The organism is Mesorhizobium sp. M1A.T.Ca.IN.004.03.1.1 (assembly GCF_003997555.1).
In the GTDB taxonomy this organism is placed as follows: Bacteria; Pseudomonadota; Alphaproteobacteria; order Rhizobiales; family Rhizobiaceae; genus Mesorhizobium.
In genome coordinates, this window is sequence record NZ_RZTV01000011.1 from 115,018 (window position 1) to 132,216 (window position 17,199).

At 62.1% G+C, this 17,199-nt stretch carries 14 protein-coding genes and 1 pseudogene; 4 read left to right on the plus strand and 11 right to left on the minus strand.

The window, feature by feature from the left end; all coding sequences use genetic code 11:
- Positions 1 to 23 precede the first annotated feature (23 nt).
- Positions 24 to 1,139 carry an AI-2E family transporter gene (locus tag EOD29_RS26045; RefSeq protein WP_245475434.1) on the plus strand — a complete coding sequence of 372 codons (1,116 nt, stop codon included), beginning with the start codon at positions 24 to 26 and terminating at the stop codon, positions 1,137 to 1,139.
- Positions 1,140 to 1,292: 153 nt separating this feature from the next.
- Here the strand turns inward: EOD29_RS26045 and EOD29_RS26050 are convergent, their stop codons facing one another.
- The 5 genes from EOD29_RS26050 to groL all read right to left on the minus strand — a co-directional run bounded on the left by EOD29_RS26050 (position 1,293) and on the right by groL (position 7,571).
- Positions 1,293 to 2,483, minus strand: a complete 1,191-nt coding sequence (locus EOD29_RS26050; protein ID WP_127248337.1) for an efflux RND transporter periplasmic adaptor subunit — start codon at positions 2,481 to 2,483, stop codon at positions 1,293 to 1,295.
- Between the two features lie 2 nt (positions 2,484 to 2,485).
- A complete protein-coding gene (locus tag EOD29_RS26055; protein ID WP_127248338.1) occupies positions 2,486 to 4,852 on the minus strand; it encodes an ABC transporter permease in 2,367 nt (788 codons plus the stop codon).
- Entirely contained in the window at positions 4,846 to 5,592 is a 747-nt protein-coding gene (locus tag EOD29_RS26060) for an ABC transporter ATP-binding protein (protein ID WP_127248339.1), read from the minus strand. The genes EOD29_RS26055 and EOD29_RS26060 overlap by 7 nt, the downstream gene beginning before the upstream one ends.
- A 98-nt stretch (positions 5,593 to 5,690) precedes the next feature.
- Complete coding sequence (locus EOD29_RS26065) at positions 5,691 to 5,879, minus strand: hypothetical protein (protein WP_127248340.1); 189 nt, start codon at positions 5,877 to 5,879, stop codon at positions 5,691 to 5,693.
- 69 nt (positions 5,880 to 5,948) lie between these two features.
- On the minus strand, positions 5,949 to 7,571 hold the full coding sequence (groL, locus tag EOD29_RS26070; protein WP_127248341.1) for a chaperonin GroEL: 1,623 nt from the start codon (positions 7,569 to 7,571) through the stop codon (positions 5,949 to 5,951).
- 84 nt (positions 7,572 to 7,655) lie between these two features.
- On the opposite strand from groL, the gene EOD29_RS26075 reads away from it, so the two are divergent.
- Together EOD29_RS26075 and EOD29_RS26080 are read left to right on the plus strand one after the other, a co-directional pair.
- On the plus strand, positions 7,656 to 8,234 hold the full coding sequence (locus EOD29_RS26075) for a hydrolase (protein WP_245475435.1): 579 nt from the start codon (positions 7,656 to 7,658) through the stop codon (positions 8,232 to 8,234).
- 102 nt (positions 8,235 to 8,336) lie between these two features.
- Positions 8,337 to 9,299, plus strand: coding sequence for an alpha/beta hydrolase (locus EOD29_RS26080; protein WP_127248342.1), 963 nt, complete (start codon positions 8,337 to 8,339; stop codon positions 9,297 to 9,299).
- A 42-nt stretch (positions 9,300 to 9,341) separates the two neighbouring features.
- On the opposite strand, the pseudogene EOD29_RS26085 reads toward EOD29_RS26080, so the two are convergent.
- Positions 9,342 to 10,477, minus strand: a pseudogene (locus tag EOD29_RS26085) (MFS transporter).
- A gap of 269 nt (positions 10,478 to 10,746) precedes the next feature.
- Here EOD29_RS26085 and EOD29_RS26090 point away from each other — a divergent pair.
- The gene (locus EOD29_RS26090; RefSeq protein ID WP_206520498.1) at positions 10,747 to 11,112 is read left to right on the plus strand and encodes an SHOCT domain-containing protein; all 366 of its coding nucleotides are present in this window, start codon (positions 10,747 to 10,749) and stop codon (positions 11,110 to 11,112) included.
- A 26-nt stretch (positions 11,113 to 11,138) separates the two neighbouring features.
- Here EOD29_RS26090 and arcC read toward each other — a convergent pair whose 3' ends face one another.
- The 5 genes from arcC to EOD29_RS26115 form a co-directional block, all read right to left on the minus strand.
- Positions 11,139 to 12,041: a carbamate kinase gene (gene arcC, locus EOD29_RS26095; protein WP_127248343.1), complete on the minus strand. Its 903-nt coding sequence runs from the start codon at positions 12,039 to 12,041 to the stop codon at positions 11,139 to 11,141.
- 1 nt (position 12,042) lies between these two features.
- A complete protein-coding gene (gene argF / locus EOD29_RS26100) occupies positions 12,043 to 13,044 on the minus strand; it encodes an ornithine carbamoyltransferase (protein ID WP_127248344.1) in 1,002 nt (333 codons plus the stop codon).
- A gap of 11 nt (positions 13,045 to 13,055) precedes the next feature.
- A complete protein-coding gene (locus tag EOD29_RS26105) occupies positions 13,056 to 14,270 on the minus strand; it encodes an arginine deiminase (protein ID WP_127248345.1) in 1,215 nt (404 codons plus the stop codon).
- Between the two features lie 10 nt (positions 14,271 to 14,280).
- On the minus strand, positions 14,281 to 15,747 hold the full coding sequence (gene arcD / locus EOD29_RS26110; RefSeq protein WP_127248346.1) for an arginine-ornithine antiporter: 1,467 nt from the start codon (positions 15,745 to 15,747) through the stop codon (positions 14,281 to 14,283).
- A gap of 122 nt (positions 15,748 to 15,869) precedes the next feature.
- A complete protein-coding gene (locus EOD29_RS26115; protein ID WP_127248347.1) occupies positions 15,870 to 17,114 on the minus strand; it encodes an MgtC/SapB family protein in 1,245 nt (414 codons plus the stop codon).
- Positions 17,115 to 17,199 lie beyond the last annotated feature (85 nt).

Genomic DNA, 17,199 nt, shown 5'->3' on the forward strand with positions numbered 1-17,199 from the left:
ACCAGTCGTCAGTTGGAGAAGAGTTGGTTGGCAACAAGGTGGAACGTGAAGGAAACGCCCGCACGAGCCGTTTCGGTGTTGGCAACATGAGCGACGACGATCCTCTGGTTCGCCGCAGCCGCGCGGGCACGGCGGTGCTAGCCGCCGCAGTGATCGTTGGGATTGTCGTATGCGTTCTTCTGGCCCTGCCATTCTTGGGCGCGATCACGTGGGCTCTGTCACTGGCAATCCTCTTTGCCCCTTTCCATGCCTGGATCGAGACGAAGTTGAAGCATCCCAACCTTGCGGCGATGGTTTCGGTTTTGACGATAGTGCTGCTCGTCGCCGTTCCGGCAGCTTTCCTGGTAGAGCGTTTGGTCGAGGAAGCTGCTTCCGGGGCAGCCTCCGTCCGAACTCGGGTGGCTGATGGGGAGATCCAACGTCTCCTCGAAACCCATCCCGGTATCGCACCCATCGGAAGGTGGATAGATCAACAGGTCGATCTGCCCTCGATGATGGCGAGCCTCGCAACATGGCTGAGCAATGCCGGTGCGACATTCGTCAAGGGCTCGGTGTTGCAGGTAGCTGAAGTCTTCCTGACGTTCTACATGCTGTTCTATTTCCTGCGTGATCGGACCGCAGTCGCACGCCTGTCCCGCGATTGGATGCCGCTGGAGAGCATCGACACCGAGCGACTGTTTCAGCGGGTGTTCGACACCGTGCACGCCACGGTCTACGGGACGCTGGCCGTCGCGGCCGTTCAGGGTTCTTTGGGCGGTCTGATGTTCTGGATCCTCGGATTGTCGACGCCCCTTCTGTGGGGCGTGGTGATGAGCCTGCTTTCCGTCGTCCCGGTGTTGGGTTCTTTCATCGTATGGATACCGGCAGCAGTCCTGCTCGCGCTTGATGGCGATTGGGGTAAGGCCCTCATCCTCACAGGCTGGGGCGGCATTGTTGTAGGCGGCATCGACAATGTCCTTCGCCCGATGTTGGTCGGAAACCAGTTGAGGCTTCACACCATTCCCGCGTTCATATCGATGATAGGTGGACTCGCCCTGTTCGGGCCGCCGGGGTTCATACTTGGCTCGCTGGCCGTTACGGTGACGTTGCTGCTTGTCGAGATATGGGCTGTGGGCGAGAGAAGTGGCAGTCACAAGTAACGGGAATGACCTCGCATTGCTCTGTCCCAAAACAATGGCCGCGAGCGAACGCGCGAGGAAGTGAAAGGTGACGCTGGGTTGCCAACAATTATCGGGGAATAGCCATCTCGATCTCGTCCCCAAGCCATCTTTGGGATGCGCTGAAGTCAGCTCTTACTTGACCCTGATCTTGCTCCCGTCGGCAAGCGCAGAGGGCGGGTAGACGACGACGATGTCACCGGGATTTATGTCCTGGGCCACGGCGGCAACGCGTGCCGAAAGCCGACTAACCTTGATCTCCCGAAGATGTGCTCGGCCTTGATCCACAACGAAGACGTTCCATGCGTCGTCGCGCCGAAACAGTGCTCCCATCGGCACGACAGTTGCCTCGCCAATCTGCTCGACCACGATATTGACCTCGACACGGTAACCGTCTCCGAGGCTGGTCCAGGTCTGTCGCGGCGAGGTTATGTCGATGATGACCCAGACGCGCTGTTCTTCCACGCCGAGCGCGGAGATTTTGGTGAAGCCGGAAGGCTCGACACGCCGCACGACGCCCTGCAAATCCGAAGGCCCGCCCCATCGCGCGATGGTCGCCTTGTCGCCCTGCCTTATACGGGCGGCATCGGTCGTCAACACATCCACCGCGACTTCGAGGTCGCCCGGATCCCCCAGTTCGACCAAAGGGGCCGCCATCGAGACCACGCTCTCGCTTTCCTGCTCGACCCTGAGAACGCGTCCGTCTATGGGTGACAGCACCGAAAAACCTTCACCCGGATTTGGATTGCCGACGGATTGAAGTGCTGCGCGGGCCTGTTCCAGGACATGAGTCGCGGCATGCGAGCGGCGCTCGGCGGCATCCGCCTGCCGGCTTGCGGACTGAAACAGCGCTTGCTCTCTTTCCAATTGCGCAACGGCCGCCACATTGCGCTGGGCAAGCTGCTTGGTGCGATCGAGATCCGCGCCAGCCTGAGCCAAGAGGACCTTCGCCTGCTCGTGGAGCGCTTCGGCCTCTTCGACACCAGCCTCGGCCGCGCCGACCTGGGCCTCGAGCTCTTGTCGCACTCGTAAATCCAGCAAAGGAGAAACAGGCGGTGTGATGGTCGCCAGTTTTTGCCCGGTATGCACGACATCACCGGCCTTCAGCATCAGCCGCTGGACGCGACCCGACAAAGGCGCCGACACCATATAGCGATCGCGCACGCGCGTGCGGCCGTCTTCTTCGATCGTGTCCTGAAACGTCGTCGTCACGACGTCGGCGGTCTCGACAAGTATCGGCTGCGGCAAGAGGAGCCAATAGAGGCCCGCCGCCGCGATCAACACCAGCAACACTCCACCAACGAACGAGGCAGGCCGGTGCTTCATGATCAGTCTCGGGTCTTGAGGACGGCTACCAGATCGAGCGTATCGATCTTTCGGTGGATCATGATGAAACTGGCGAAGGCCGCGGCGATCACCAGGAGCGAGGCTATGACGTAACTGCTCGGATCGATCACAGCGGGAATTTGGAACGACTGGCTCGCTCGCGCGGAGGCAATCAGCTCGATCAGGTAGCGCCCGATCAGAAGTCCCAATGGAATCGCCACGACAAGCTCGGCGACAAGCTCGCTGACAACGACTGCCGACACTTCGTACCGAGTTAGCCCGATAATGCGCAGACCGGCTAGTTCCCAGGCGCGCTCCTGCAGGGCAATGCGTGCGCTGTTGTAGACTACGCCTATCGCGATCAGCATTCCGAACCCCGCCAGGATCAGCGCGCCGATCAGCACCATTCCGCCGATCGTGTCGTTGAATAGCGCCAACCAGAGAGCCTTTACCGAACTTCCCTCGATCCTCGGCATCGACTTTATCCTGGACCAGGCCAGTTCGGATTGAGCCGGGTCAATCCTGAGGGCCGCGACGTTTGCAACAGGACCTTCCCTCATCACGTGATTGAGCGCGCTGCGGTCCATGGTCACCGACGATCCCAGAATGTCGTCGGAGATCCTGCGGACTGCCACTTCTCTGATCTGCCTGGTGCCTTCGAGCACCTCGATCGACACTGTGTCTCCCACATGGAGATCGAGCTGGCTCGCGATCTGCCGGCTCAGCATGATCCCGTCTGCCGGAACGGAGATTGGCTGCAGCACCTTGTCCCTTGGAATCTTGAGCTCGGAGCCGGAATCGAGGCCGATGGCGGACGTGCGATAGGTCCGGTACCCTGTGCGCAATCTGACAGGAACGACTCTTTGGGCTTCGGCTTTCAGCACTCCGGGCAGCGCCATCAATTCGTACAGTGCGTCCGTGGAAACAGGTTCGGTAAAAGTGAGAAAGACGTCGCCGCGCTCGACCCTGCTGAAGCTGACATCGATCATGTAGTCGATGGCGTCGAACCAGTAGAGCCCGAACAAGATAAGTGGAATGGCAAGGGCGATGCCGATAGTCGATAACAGCGTCCTGATCGGCCTGCCCAGCGTTGTGCGGGCCGCAATGATATACTGCAGGGGAATGACGCGGGTCCCTGTCGTCTGGAGCCACGCGAAGGTCTGGAGAGCAGGCGGCGTTGCGGGTCGCATGGCTTCGGCGGGTGGAAGCACAGCTATTCGATACACCGATGTCGCAGCCGCAAGGTTCGCGGCGACGACGCTGACCAGCGTTGCGGCAACGAGAAGCCACGGCTCGAACCGCGCCCCCAGCGAAGGAAACCGGAAGAAGGCGCGATAGCTGCCCACGACGCCAATGGCGAACCAGCACCCCAGGACGAGGCCTATGGCCGATCCCAGCAACGCAATGGCCGTGACCAACTTGAAGTAGTGAAGCGCGATGGTGCCGTTGGTGAATCCCAACGCCTTGAGCGAAGCGATCTGTCCGCGTTGCGCCTCGACCATTCTGCCGATGACGACGTTAAGCAGAAACGCCGCGATGCCGAAGAAGACGGACGGCATGAAGATGCTCAATGTCTCCTGCTCCGCCAACTCGTCTTCAAGAAAGCGGTGCGAGGGCTGATCGCCGCGATCGTAGGCTCCGGTTCCCCCGTATGGAGCCAGCAAGCGGTCCACCTCATCCAGCACGGGCGCAAGACTTGCCTTCGGGGCCAGCGTCATCGCCACGTCGTTGAATGCGCCTTTCATGTCGAACGCACTGGCCACCGCATCCTCGGCGGCCCACAGCACGACGTAGTTCCGATCGTCGGGAAGCGGCACCGCGCTCCGCGTGGCAAAAACGAACTCGGGCGACAAGGCGGAACCGACGACGCGAAAATCCTGCAGGCGCCCGTTGAGGACAACGTCAATGGATTCTCCCATCCGCACGGCACGTGCCTCGGCATAGGCTGCGTTGATGATGACCTCTTCCGGATGCAACGGGTCGGGCCAGCGCCCTTGCACTAGGTGGAGACGATTGAGCAGCGGCTGCCCCTCGGCTGGCAGCGAGATGATGCGGCCCGAGATCGGCAGGTTCGTGTCCTCGCGAATTATCCGCACCGGCTTCGCAACCCGCGGTTCGACGATGCCGATCCCATCGATCTCACGCAGTCGGTTGGCGATGACCAGCGGCGCGCGCGTCATGCCGGCAAAGAGGTCGGCGAAGCGCTCGTAGCGGTAGTGGCTCTCCTTGGCGCCAACAAGCGCCCGGTAATTCGACACGGACATCACGAAGACGGCCACGCCGGCGGCGACGAGCATTGCGATGCTGAGAACCTGAAGCCGCATCGACCAGAGATCGCGCAGCACCTTGATGTCGAGTACGTTCACCATTGCACGTCCTCGGCGGTGATGCGGTTCGGATTCGGTTCCTCCCCGACGATGCGCCCACCGCTAAGCCGCAGGACGCGATCAGCCATTCCAGCGATGGCCGAGTTGTGGGTGATCACGATGGTCGTCGTGCCGAGCTCCGCGTTCACCTTGGCGATCGCTGCAAGAACCAGCCGGCCGGTGTCCACATCGAGGGCGCCGGTCGGCTCGTCGCAAAGCAGGATGTCGGGTCGCTTTACAATCGCGCGTGCCACGGCGACGCGCTGCTGCTCCCCGCCTGACAGCTGCGATGGGAAATGGCGTGCGCGATGTGACAATCCGACAAGTTCGAGCGCCTCCTTGGGGTTCATCGGAGCGCTGGCAATCTGCGCAACCAGCCGCACATTCTCCTCGACACTGAGGCTGGGTATCAAATTGTAGAACTGGAAAACGAAGCCGACATGCTCGCGCCTGTACGTCGTTAGCTCATCGTCACCAGCTCCCGTCAGTTGGTGATCATGCCACTTTGCCGAGCCTGACGTTGGAGGGTCCAGTCCACCAAGGATATTGAGAAGGGTCGACTTGCCCGACCCGGAGGGCCCAAGAAGAACGATGAACTCGCCTTGGCGAATATCGAGATCGACATTCTTCAGGGCGGTCACTTGCGAGTCGCCCGAGCCGTAGACCTTGCTCAGCCCGCGAGCCGTAAACACCGGGCGCGGCAGCACCGCTGAACTTTCCGCCTGTCGCTCGCGGCCTTGCATGTGGAACTCCGGTCTCGCCGAGGCAACAGCGCTGCCAAAACTGGGCAGGTACCTGAGAGTGTTGTCTCGGATCTTCGCTGGCCGGTATTGATGTCGTACTAGGCGCGGGCAACGTCGTGATCATCGAAGGGGTAGAAGTGGACCGCCTTCAATTTGACCGGCATTTCATACCCCTCGATGAGGACCTTGACCCATTGGTCGCCTAGATCATCTTGCCAGGTCTCGGTAACGCGGCATCTTACGGCGAGATCCATGCCGACCTCGATCCTGTCCATTCTCTGTGCCATGCTGCACTCCCGTTCTCTGTTGTGGCGCCTCTGCTATCGCTTCCTGTCATTCGGCGTCATTCGCCCCGACTACATCGACATTTCCGGTTCAAGCGTGCGCTCCTTGGCCGGCTCCGGAATCTCGGTCATTGTCGCTTCTGTGAGGAGCAGTACGCTGGCGACCGAGACGGCGTTCTCCAGAGCGATCCGGACAACCTTGGTCGGATCGATGATGCCGGCTTCGACCAGGTCGACATATTCCTTGCGGCCGGCATCGAAGCCAAAATTTCCCTTGCCTTCGATCATCCTGGCGATGACCACGCCGCCGTCGACGGCGGAATTCTCGGCGATCTGGCGCACGGGCACTTCGAGCGCGCGCTTCAGGATCTGGATGCCGGTGCGCTCGTCGCCTTCGCAACGCGCTTCTTCCTCAGTTACAGCACCAATGCAGCGGAGCAACGCCAATCCGCCACCAGGAACGATGCCCTCCGCGACAGCCGCCTTGGTGGCGCTGATGGCGTCGTCGAGGGCCTCCTTCTTGGACTTCATCTCGGCCTCGGTCGGTGCGCCCACCCTGATGACGGCCACGCCGCCCGCGAGCTTGGCAAGCCGCTCCTGAAGCTTCTCGCGATCATAGTCGCTGGTCGTATCGATGATCTCTCGCCTGATCTGCTCGACGCGCCCTCTTATGGCCTTCTGGTCGCCGCTGCCACCGATGATCGTGGTGTTGTCCTTGTCGACAACCACGCGCTTGGCGCGCCCCAACTGGGCCATTGCAACGCTCTCGAGCTTGAGACCCAGGTCTTCAGAAATCACCTGCCCGCCTGTCAGGACGGCAATGTCCTGCAGCATGGCCTTGCGGCGGTCGCCGAAGCCCGGCGCCTTCACGGCGCAGTTCTTGAAGGTGCCGCGGACCTGGTTGACGATGAGCGTGGCAAGCGCCTCGCCCTCGACGTCCTCCGCGATCACAAGCAAAGGTGAACCTGATTTCGCCACGGCCTCGAGCAGCTTGATGAGGTCGTTGAGCGTGGAGATCTTCTTTTCGACGATAAGCACGAGCGCGTCTTCGAGCACCGCTTCCATCTTTTCGGTATCAGTCGCGAAGTAGGGAGAAAGGAAGCCGCGGTCGAACTGCATGCCTTCAACCACGTCGAGGACGGTTTCGGTGGTCTTGGATTCCTCGACCGTGATGACACCTTCGCCGCCGACCTTCTCCATCGCCTGACCGATCAGTTCACCGATGAGAGGATCATTGTGGGCGGAAATCGTCGCCACCTGTTCCTTCTCGCGCCTCGTCGAGACAGGCCGCGATATCTGCTTGAGCGTCTCGATTGCGCGCTTCGCTGCACGGTCGAGTCCCCGCTTGATGTCGATCGCGCTGGCACCAGCAACGACGTTGCGCACGCCATCGGCAAACATCGCATGAGCGAGGATCGTTGACGTGCTCGTTCCGTCACCGACCATGTCGCCTGTCTTCTCGGCCGCCTGCCTCAACATGCGCGCGCCGAGATTCTCTTCCGGGTCCTTCAGGTCGAATTCCTTGGCGATCGTCACCCCATCATTACAGACGATAGGCGCGCCCCATTTCCTTTCGATCAGAACCGACTTCGAACGTGGACCGAGCGTCACCCGCACTGCATCGGCTAGTTGGGTCGCGCCGCGAAGAATCTTTTCGCGTGCCGCTGAGCGGAACAATACCTGTTTGTGAGCCATGGTCTTCTCCGGGTGTCAGGCCGGTTTACATAGCTCTCTTATCGCCGACCGGCTTTGATGCGCATCAATTGACGCATCTGCGTGTTGACCGCGATCAATGTCGACAAGGTGTTTGGCTGCTCTGCTGCCGTCTGCTCACATCAGGAGGCAGTCATGCGGACAAACGAAACACCGCACTACGATGCCAGCGTCAACACGACTGGTTGCTGTCCTAGGTTCAACCCGGGTGGCTGGGACGACCAGGAACTGCACTTCGCCGACAAGCCGTTCGTCAGGGCGACAACCCACAGCGTCATGCATGTTCCGGTGAACATGGGCAGCGTTTTCGCGCGCGTCAACGAGCACATCGACGAGGCCGGCGCCTCGGCCGAAGGTCAGTTCATCGTCCTCAGCCGCGATCTCTCGCCCTGGAAAACCGAACACCTTTTTTCGATATCGAAGGTGGTGCCCGAGGAGGAAATGACAACGCTGACGGGCGACTTCATCACCAGGGTTTTCGAAGGGGCGTTCGAGCAGGTGAGGGGCTGGCATGAGGAAATGCTTCAACTCGCGCGCCAGCGCAATCCCAAAGCCAGCGACGTGTATTTCTTTTATACGACCTGCCCAAAATGCGCAGCGGCCTATGGCAAGAACTACGTCGTTGGCGTCGCCGCCGTGGCTTAGCTCCCGCTGGTCAACGCCTTGCGGTGCCACAAAGGATTGGGATATCCGCTTGCTTGCGTCATCCGGGTCAATCTTCGCTCGTCCTTTGGAGGAGCCTTGGCAATGAGTCGAATCGGCGGTTTCCTGCTGGTCATGCTCATCGCCATTGCGACCACTAGCGGTGTGGCTCTCTTTTTTTACAGGAACGAGCTTGGTCGTTTACGCCACGCCGTCAGCCAAGGCAGTCTGGTCGCCAACCTCGACATCGGCCCGATCGAATATGCCGACAGCGGCGCGGGTATTCCGCTGCTGTCGATCCACGGCGCTGGCGGCGGTTTTGACTTGGGACTCGCCCTTGCTGCTGATCTTGCGGGTGGGGGCTTTCGGGTCATCGCGCCGTCGCGCTTCGGCTATCTGCGCACGCCCGTGCCGCGAGACGCCTCTCCAGCCGTGCAGGCCGACGCGCACGCAGCGCTGCTTTCAAGACTGAACGTCCCCAAAGCGGTGGTTGTCGGTGTTTCGGCCGGCGCTCGTTCGGCGGTCGAGCTAGCACTGCGGCACCCCGACAGGGTCGCCGCTCTCGTTCTGGTCGTCCCAGCCCTTTATTCGCCCACCAGTCCCGTTTCGATTAATGTGAGCCTCGGCAACAGGTTCGCATTCTGGGCCGTCAATGCCGGCGGCGATTTCGCCTGGTGGGCCGCTGAGACCGTCGCACCGTCGATACTCATTCGCTTTTTCGGCGTTCGGCCGGCGCTGGTAGCGGTCGCACCCCAAGCCGAGAGGGAGCGCGTCATGAGCTTCGTCAGGAGCGTCGAGCCGCTGTCGCTGCGTTTTCCCGGAATCAAGATCGACAGCGTCCCCGAACTGCGTGAGCTGCCGTTGAAGGAAATCACCGCGCCGACAATGATCATCTCCGCGCGCGATGACCTGTTCAACACGCTGCCGGCAGCCGAATTCGCAGCTGCTAGGATCCCCGGTGCAAAGCTGGTCGTCTATGAGACCGGTGGACATCTTTTGGTTGGACACGCGCAGCAGGTTCGCTACGCGGTCCGCGTGTTCCTGGAGGGAGCGGGCGTGATTCGGTGATCCGATGGCCCGGACGCCGACAAGGGCTGTTCTGCATCGGCGTTAGGAGTCGGACACCGCGCCTTCTTCCGCCTTCCCATTACGTCCAAGGGTCGGCATCAGCCAACGCACCAGGCCGAGTCCAAGGAGCGCTAGCGCCGTGAAGGCCGCGCCTGCCAGGAAGGTCATCCGCGGCCCGAACAAATCCCAGAGCGTGCCCGCCAGCAAGCTGGCTGCCAGCAGCGCCAGCCCGCCCAACAGATTGAACATCCCGAAGGCCGTGCCCCTCAGTTCCAGCGGAGCCGTATCCGCGACGAGCGTTGCCAGAAGCCCTTGCGTTAGCCCCATATGCAGGCCCCAGAGAGCCACGCCGAGCGCTACGCCGACCAGATTTTCGGGAAATGCCAGCACGAAGTCCGCGGCAATGAGGATCAGGAAGCCGAGAATAAGCATCGTCAGACGATTGACGCGGTCGGAGAGCACCCCGGCCGGATAGGCTGCGAGCGAGTAGACCACGTTCATGACGACCAGCACCAGCGGGACGAGCACGATCGGCAAACCCGTGCCTTGCGCGCGCAGTATGAGAAACGCTTCGCTGAGACGACCAGCCAGAAGGACGATCCTAGGTGCTTGAGCTCGGGCAGGCTCAGGGGAGCACGCACTTGGCGCAGGTCGGCGCGCCGAGCCGGCTCACGGACGGCTGCGACCAACAGCGCGACCGCCAGAAGGCCGGGAGCGACCGCGACCCAGAACACGGTCCGAAACTGGTTGGCAGTCAGCCACATGAGACCGATTGCCAGGAGCGGTCCGATAAACGCGCCAACCGTGTCGAGCGCCTGGCGAAGCCCGAAGCTTGCGCCGCGCGCATGAGCGGGGGCGATGTCTGCGATCAGGGCATCGCGCGGAGCATCGCGAATGCCTTTTCCAACGCGGTCGACAAAGCGAGCCGCCACGAGCCAGCCGATCGAGGAAGCCAGCGGGAATGCCGGCTTGGTGAAAGCGGCGAGGCCGTAACCGATGACCGCCAGCAGCTTGCGTTTCCCCAGCCAATCCGAGAGCGCGCCCGAAAAGACCTTAGTGATGGCAGCTGTCGCCTCGGCAATGCCTTCGATGGTGCCGACCGCCACCATTGACGCTCCCATGACGGTGACAAGATAGACAGGCAGCAAGGCGTGGATCATCTCCGATGAGACGTCCATCAGCAGCGAGACGAAGCCCAGCGCCCAGATCCCCGCTGGGATGGTCCTCAAGCGGACAGGGGTGGCTTGCGGAGTCTCGACTGTTCCATCGCTCTCTTCGGCTGTTCGACTTTGATCATGCGCTCGGCATGGCGAATCCGGCGGCCCCGTCCATCTCATTGTATTGCCGTGCGCACGATACACGGCACGCCCCGAACGCGGTTGATCTCGCGCAAAGTGGATCCCGATCGACGGCGTAGAATGGTTTTCATTCAAGTTGGAGCAAGCCAATGCAGAAGGCTTTGATGAAGTCCGTCGCGGTTGCGAGCGCAGTTCCGGCCCTTTTGCCCATTGCGGCGTGGGCGCAGGCGCCGTCCGACATCGGAAGGTACGAATGGGGACCCCACATGATGTGGTGGGGCGGAGGTTGGTATGCCATGATTTTCGGTCCGCTGTTCATGATGCTCTTCCTCGCGGTGCTGGTGGCGGCCGCGGTCCTTCTCGTCCGCGGGCTGGGCGGACCGTGGTCGGGACCAATGTCGCCGCATCACCCGGTCGCGGGCCGCGCACCGCTTGACATTCTCAGGGAGCGATTTGCGCGTGGCGAGATCGACAAGGAGGAGTTCGAGGAAAGGCGTCGTGTGCTCGGCGAATAAGTTCCGAGAGGGCATCCAAAACGAGGCTAGGCTTCGAACCAGGTGCCCTGACGCCGCTTGACGATCTCCGTCGCGTCCTCTAGCCGGCCGATCGCCGCGGGATTGCCCGTTGCCTGAACGAACTCGGTCGCGGCACTGATCTTGGGCCCCATCGAGCCGGCGGGGAAATCTTTCCCTGACAGTTCCTTGGCGCCGACATTGCGCAGTGCGCGGGCATCCGGCGTGCCGTAGCCCACATAGACTGCGTCCACATCCGTGAGCATCAAGAGCATGTCGGCCTTCAGCTGGCGCGCCAGCAGCGAGCTGGCCAGATCCTTGTCGATGACGGCTTCGACGCCGACCATGCCACCATCTTCGCGCGCGACAACAGGAACGCCGCCGCCACCGGTACAGACGACGATGACGCCATGGTCGATCAGGAAGGAAATGACGGACGCTTCCAGAATCTCGACCGGACGGGGCGAGGGCACAACCCTGCGCCATTTATCGCCATCGGGCGCAATGGACCAGCCGCGCTCTCCTGCGATCCGCCGCGCCGTCGCTTCGTCATAGACCGGGCCGATCGGCTTTGTCGGGTTGGAAAATGCGGAATCGCGTGGGTCGACTTTCACCTGCGTCAGCAGTGTAGCGTACAGTCGTTGAGAGGCGAGATTGGCAAGCTCCTGTTCGATCATGTAGCCGATCATGCCGGCGCTTTCCGCACCAAGAACGTCGAGTGGGAAGGCGCCGCCGGACGAGGCCGCCGACTGTAGCGCGAGCAGCCCGACCTGCGGACCGTTGCCATGCGTGATCACGAGCGAATGGCCTTCGTCAATCAGCGCGGCGAGGGCGGACGCGGCGCGCTTGACGTTGTTGCGCTGGTTTTCGGCGGTCATGGGTTCGCCGCGCCGCAACAGCGCGTTCCCGCCGAGAGCCGCAACGATCAGCATGTCAGTTGCCGATCGTTGCGACGAGCAGCGCCTTGATCGTGTGCATCCGGTTTTCCGCCTGGTCGAAGACGATCGAGGCGCCAGACTCGAACACCTCGTCGGTCACCTCCATGCAGTCGATGCCGAATTCGCGCGCGATATAGGCTCCGACTTCGGTTTCGGTGTCGTGGAATGCCGGCAGGCAGTGCATGAACTTGACATGCGGATTGCCGCTGGCCGCCATCACTTCTTTCGTCACCCGATAGGGCGTCAGAAGACGGATGCGCTCCGGCCAGCCGGACTTGTCCTCGCCCATCGACATCCAGACGTCGGTGTAGATGAAGTCGGCATCCTGGACGCAGCCCTTCATGTCTTCATCGAGCCGGAAGCGGCCCCCGCTGCGCTCCGCGAGTCCCCTGACATGGTTGCAGAATTCCTGGTCTGGCCACAGCTCCTGCGGCGATGCGACGCGCATGTCCATGCCGACCTTGGCGGCTCCCAATGCCAGCGACTGGGCGACGTTGTCGCGTCCCTCGCCGACGAATGCGACGGTCATGTCCGACAGATGCTTATGCGTGAACTCACGCATCGTCATGAAATCGGCGAGGGTCTGCGTCGGGTGCGCTTCATCCGTCAGGCCGTTGTAAACAGGCACGCCGGCGTGCGCCGCCAGCATTTCGGCCTGGTGCTGGGCAAAGCCGCGATACTCGATGGCGTCATACATCCGCCCGAGCACGCGAGCTGTGTCCTTCATGGATTCCTTGTGCCCGATATGGCTGCCGGACGGGCCGAAATAGGTGACGTGCGCGCCCTGATCATAGGCCGCCACCTCGAACCCGGTTCGTGTGCGGGTCGAATCCTTTTCGAAGATGAGGGCGATGTTCTTGCGAACCAGGCGGGGTATCTCATGCCCAGCCTGCTTGGCGGCCTTCAGATCGGCGGCCAGCTTCAGAAGGAAGCGGATCTCTTCGGCCGAAAGGTCATCCAGTGAAAGCACCGAGCGGCCATGCAGGTTGATCGACATTGGATGTCCTTTCAGATCGGGTCGCGTGCGACGGGGCAGGTCATGCAATGGCCGCCGCCGCGGCCGCGGCTGAGCTCGGCGCCCTCGACGGTGATCACCTCGATACCGGCGCGACGCAGAAGGGTGTTGGTGTAGACGTTGCGGTCGTATCCGATGACGACGCCCGGCTCGACCGCGACGACGTTGTTGCCGTCGTCCCATTGCTCGCGCTCGGCCTCGTAGCGGTCGCCGCCGGTGGCGATGATCCGCAGCGATTTCAAGCCCAGAGCCTCCGCCACGACCTTTGTGAAGGGGGCGCTCTCTTCCTTGACCTCCACCGCCGCATTGCCGTCTCCGGGCCGGATCGAGAAGCAGCGCAGCCTGTCGACCACCGGCGGGTACATGGTGGCAAGGTCCCGGTCGCAGAAGGTGAAGACGGTGTCGAGATGCATGAAGGAGCGGTCGCGCGGCATCAGCGCTGCGATCATATGTGTGGCTTCGCCGGCCGCGAACAGGCTGCGGGCGAGATCGCCGACTGCCTGCGGCGTGGTGCGCTCCCCCATCCCGACGAGAACGACGCCGCCGCCGACGGGCATGACGTCGCCGCCTTCCAGGCTGATACCTGTTCCCGCCTGGGGTGACACGAATGGAACGCCACTGTCACGGAAATGCGGGTGAAAGCGATAAACCGCCTCGACATTGGCCGCTTCCGGTCGCCTGGCAGGCCAGTACATGGCATTCACGGAGACAGAGCGGTAGATCCAGCAGGAGCTGTCGCGGGTGAAGAGCTGGTTGGGCAATGGCGGCAGGACGAAGTCCTGAGGCGCGAGTGTTCTTCCCGTCAAACCCTTGGGTTCGAACGGCAGCTCGGCGCGAGCGATGCCGCCGACCAGACAGGTTGCCAGCAGGCCGGCCGACATTTCGTTCAGCCAGCCTCGCATCTCGTCGACCATGTCAAGGCCAACCACGCCGGCGTGCACCCGGCGATCAAGGAGCCAGTCGCGCGCCTTGCCGATCCCCATGGTCTCGGCGAGGAGTTCGCCGAACGAATGAACCACCACGCCGCGCTCACGCAAGGCATCGACGAAGACGTCGTGCTCCTGGCGCGCCCGCTTTACCCACAACACGTCGTCGAACAGCAGCGACTTGCAGTTGTCCGGCGTCAGCCTGCGAAGGCTGAGATCCGGCCTGTGGACCATTACCTCGCGCAGGCGACCGACCTCCGAATGAACCCCCAGATTTGCCATGGGACGACTCTCAAAGCGCGCTGACGGCGCCGGTCCACATCTCGTAGACGGCAAGGATTGCGACGGCGACGAGCGCGACTGCGATGATCGCCTCCACGGGGTGGAAGGCGCGCTGATTGGCCTCGCGGCGGGCCCAGACGTAGAAGATGATGCCCGGTGCATAAAGGATCGCGCACATGAACAAGTACGCAGGCCCCGCCGCATAGACGAGCCACAGCCCGTAGATCGTTGCCAGCAGGCCGGCGATGAGCGGGCCGGAACGCCGCTCGCCGCTCTCATAGCTCTCCCCGGTCAGCGCAAGTTTCGCGGCAAAGGCGCCCGAGAAGATGTAGGGAACGAGAATTGCCGCCGAGGCGATGTAGAAAAGCGCCTGGTAGGTGCTCTGAGCGAAGAGTGTGATCACCAGAAAGCCCTGGACAAGCAGGTTGGTGATGAGCAGGGAGGTCGAGGGGACGCCGCGTTCGCTCTCGTTGCCGAAGAACTTCGGCATCGTTCCGTCCTTGCCGGCGACATGCGGGATCTCGGCGGCAAGCAGGGTCCAACTAAGGAAGGCGCCGACGACCGAGACGACGAGCGCAAGATTGATGAGCACGGCACCCCAAGGCCCGATAACTGCCTCCAGCACGCCCGCCATGGATGGGTTCTTAAGGGCGGCCAGTTCGGGTTGGCTCAAAATGCCGAGCGAAAGCAGCGATACCAGCGCATAAAGCGCGAGGCAGGTGAAGAAGCCTAGTACTGTCGCGGTGGCGATGTCCTTGCGGCGCTCCGCCCGCGCGGAGAACACGCTGGCGCCCTCGATACCGATGAACACCCACAGCGTCACCAGCATCGTGCTCTTCACCTGAGTGGCGATCGAACCGAGGGAAGCGTTGGCGAGTCCAGTGAAGTCGAGCGACCAAACATTGAGCTTGAAGGCGACCGCGACAACCCCGACGAAAAGGACCACCGGAGCGATCTTGGCCACGGTCACGAAGGTGTTGACGATTGCAGCCTGGCGAATGCCTGCAAGAACGAGGAAATGGATGATCCACAAAAGGATCGATGCGCCGAGCACTGCCTGCCACGTGTTCCCGTCACCGAAGGCGGGGAAGAAATAGGACAACGCGCTGAAGACGATTACCGCGTAGGACACATTGCCGACCCATGCGCTGATCCAATAGCCCCAGGCGCTGTTGAAGCCGATGAAGGGGCCAAAGCCGGCCTTGGCGTAAGCGTAGGGGCCGGCATCGAGGTCCGGTCGGCGCACCGCCAGCGACTGGTAGACGAATACCAGCGCGAGCATGCCGACCGCCGTGACCGTCCAGCCGATCAGGATAGCAAGTGGACCAGCGCCGGCCGCCATATTCTGGGGCAGGCTGAAGACGCCCGAGCCCACCATCGAGCCGATGACGAGTGCCGTAAGCGATCCCAGCCTTAATTTCGTCGATGCTGTGGTTGCGGCTTCCTGGATAGGGACATTGATGTCTGTTGTGGCCATCGGGCCCTCCCACCTTTGGAGTGATGGGCGCATTCAACAGGAAGGAGAGGTCGGCGGCCTTGACGCTGGTCAAATCCAGCTCGTTGCCGGGGACCGTTCAGCGCAGACAAGCTCGTATGGACCTACAGGAGTTGTATGACGCCGTAACCCGCAGCTGCCGCAATCAAAGTCATGCCGGCCACGGGCAGCCAGAACCTCGCCGGTCCTGCGAATGCCGCCAGGCACAGGCGTCCAACAGCGTTTGCCGCAAGCGCCGTCAGCACGGCGTGTCCGATCGTCTCGACCGGGATCGACTGCTTAACCAGGCGTAGAGCACTGAGCACCGAAGCGTCGACATCGAACGCTGCCGCGACCGCAGAACCCGCAAGCAGGCCTCGTTCCTCAAATTGCGAAGCCAATGCAGCGCTCGCCGTCGAGGCGACCGCGAAAAGCATTGCAAAAGCCAGCAACGGCGCCACTTCGAACGGATTGCGCGTTGCGGCAGGGGTCTCCGGCTCTTGGCCCTGAATTGCCAATGCGATCGCTCCGCAGGCGGCGAATACCAGGGCCGCCGCAAGCGCGGGGGTGGCGATGAACGATGCCACACTTGGCGTCATCATCGTGACAACGAGGCAGACACGCAGGATCGAGACCATGGCGGCCAGAGAAGCGGCGCCTGCAAAAGACAAGGAGCTGTTCGCTCCGTTGGCCGTGCGAGCCAGCGACAAGGTAACAGCGGTGGATGAGATGACCGCGCCGGCAAGGGCACTGACAATCAAGCCACGTGCGTTTCCGAGGACGCGTACTGCGACGTAACCAGCGAAGGAGATCGAGGCCATCAGCACTGTCAGGAGCCAAATCTCGCGCGGGTTGAAACCGCCCCAGGGATCCAATGTGCGGTCGGGGAGCAGAGGCAGCACGATCACGGTCATCGCCGCGAGTATCAATGCCGAGCGAAGCTCTATCCAGGTAAGGCGCTGCAAGAGTCCGTGCAGAACCTCGCGGCTTGCAAGCAGTGCGGCGAGGGCTGCGCCACCCGCGGCTGCAACGCGGAAATCGCCCGCTACGCAGAGCGCTCCAAGGACAAAGACAGCCAAACCCGCAATAACGGTCGTAACACTGAAATCCTCGTCATGCGCAGCTTCGCGCGCCTTGTACCAGGCAAAGAGGCCGGCAAAGACGAGAAAGCCGGCGATCAATACGGAAATCGCATTGAGCGCTTCGGCCAACGCCGCGATGACACCGCCGAGAAGTCCCGTAATGCCGAATGTCCGGATGCCCGCAGTGCGGCTCCGATCGGGTGCATCGCGCTCTCGCCAGCCGCGCTCCAATCCAACGAGGAGGCCTATCGTCAGGGCGACACCAAGTTGGACTATGAGCGAGTCCATGGCGGGGCCTCAGGTCGGCCGCATATGCGGCCAGCCGCATCGACCGGCAGTTGGCTTGGCACGGCTTCCGCATGACCGCGCTGTC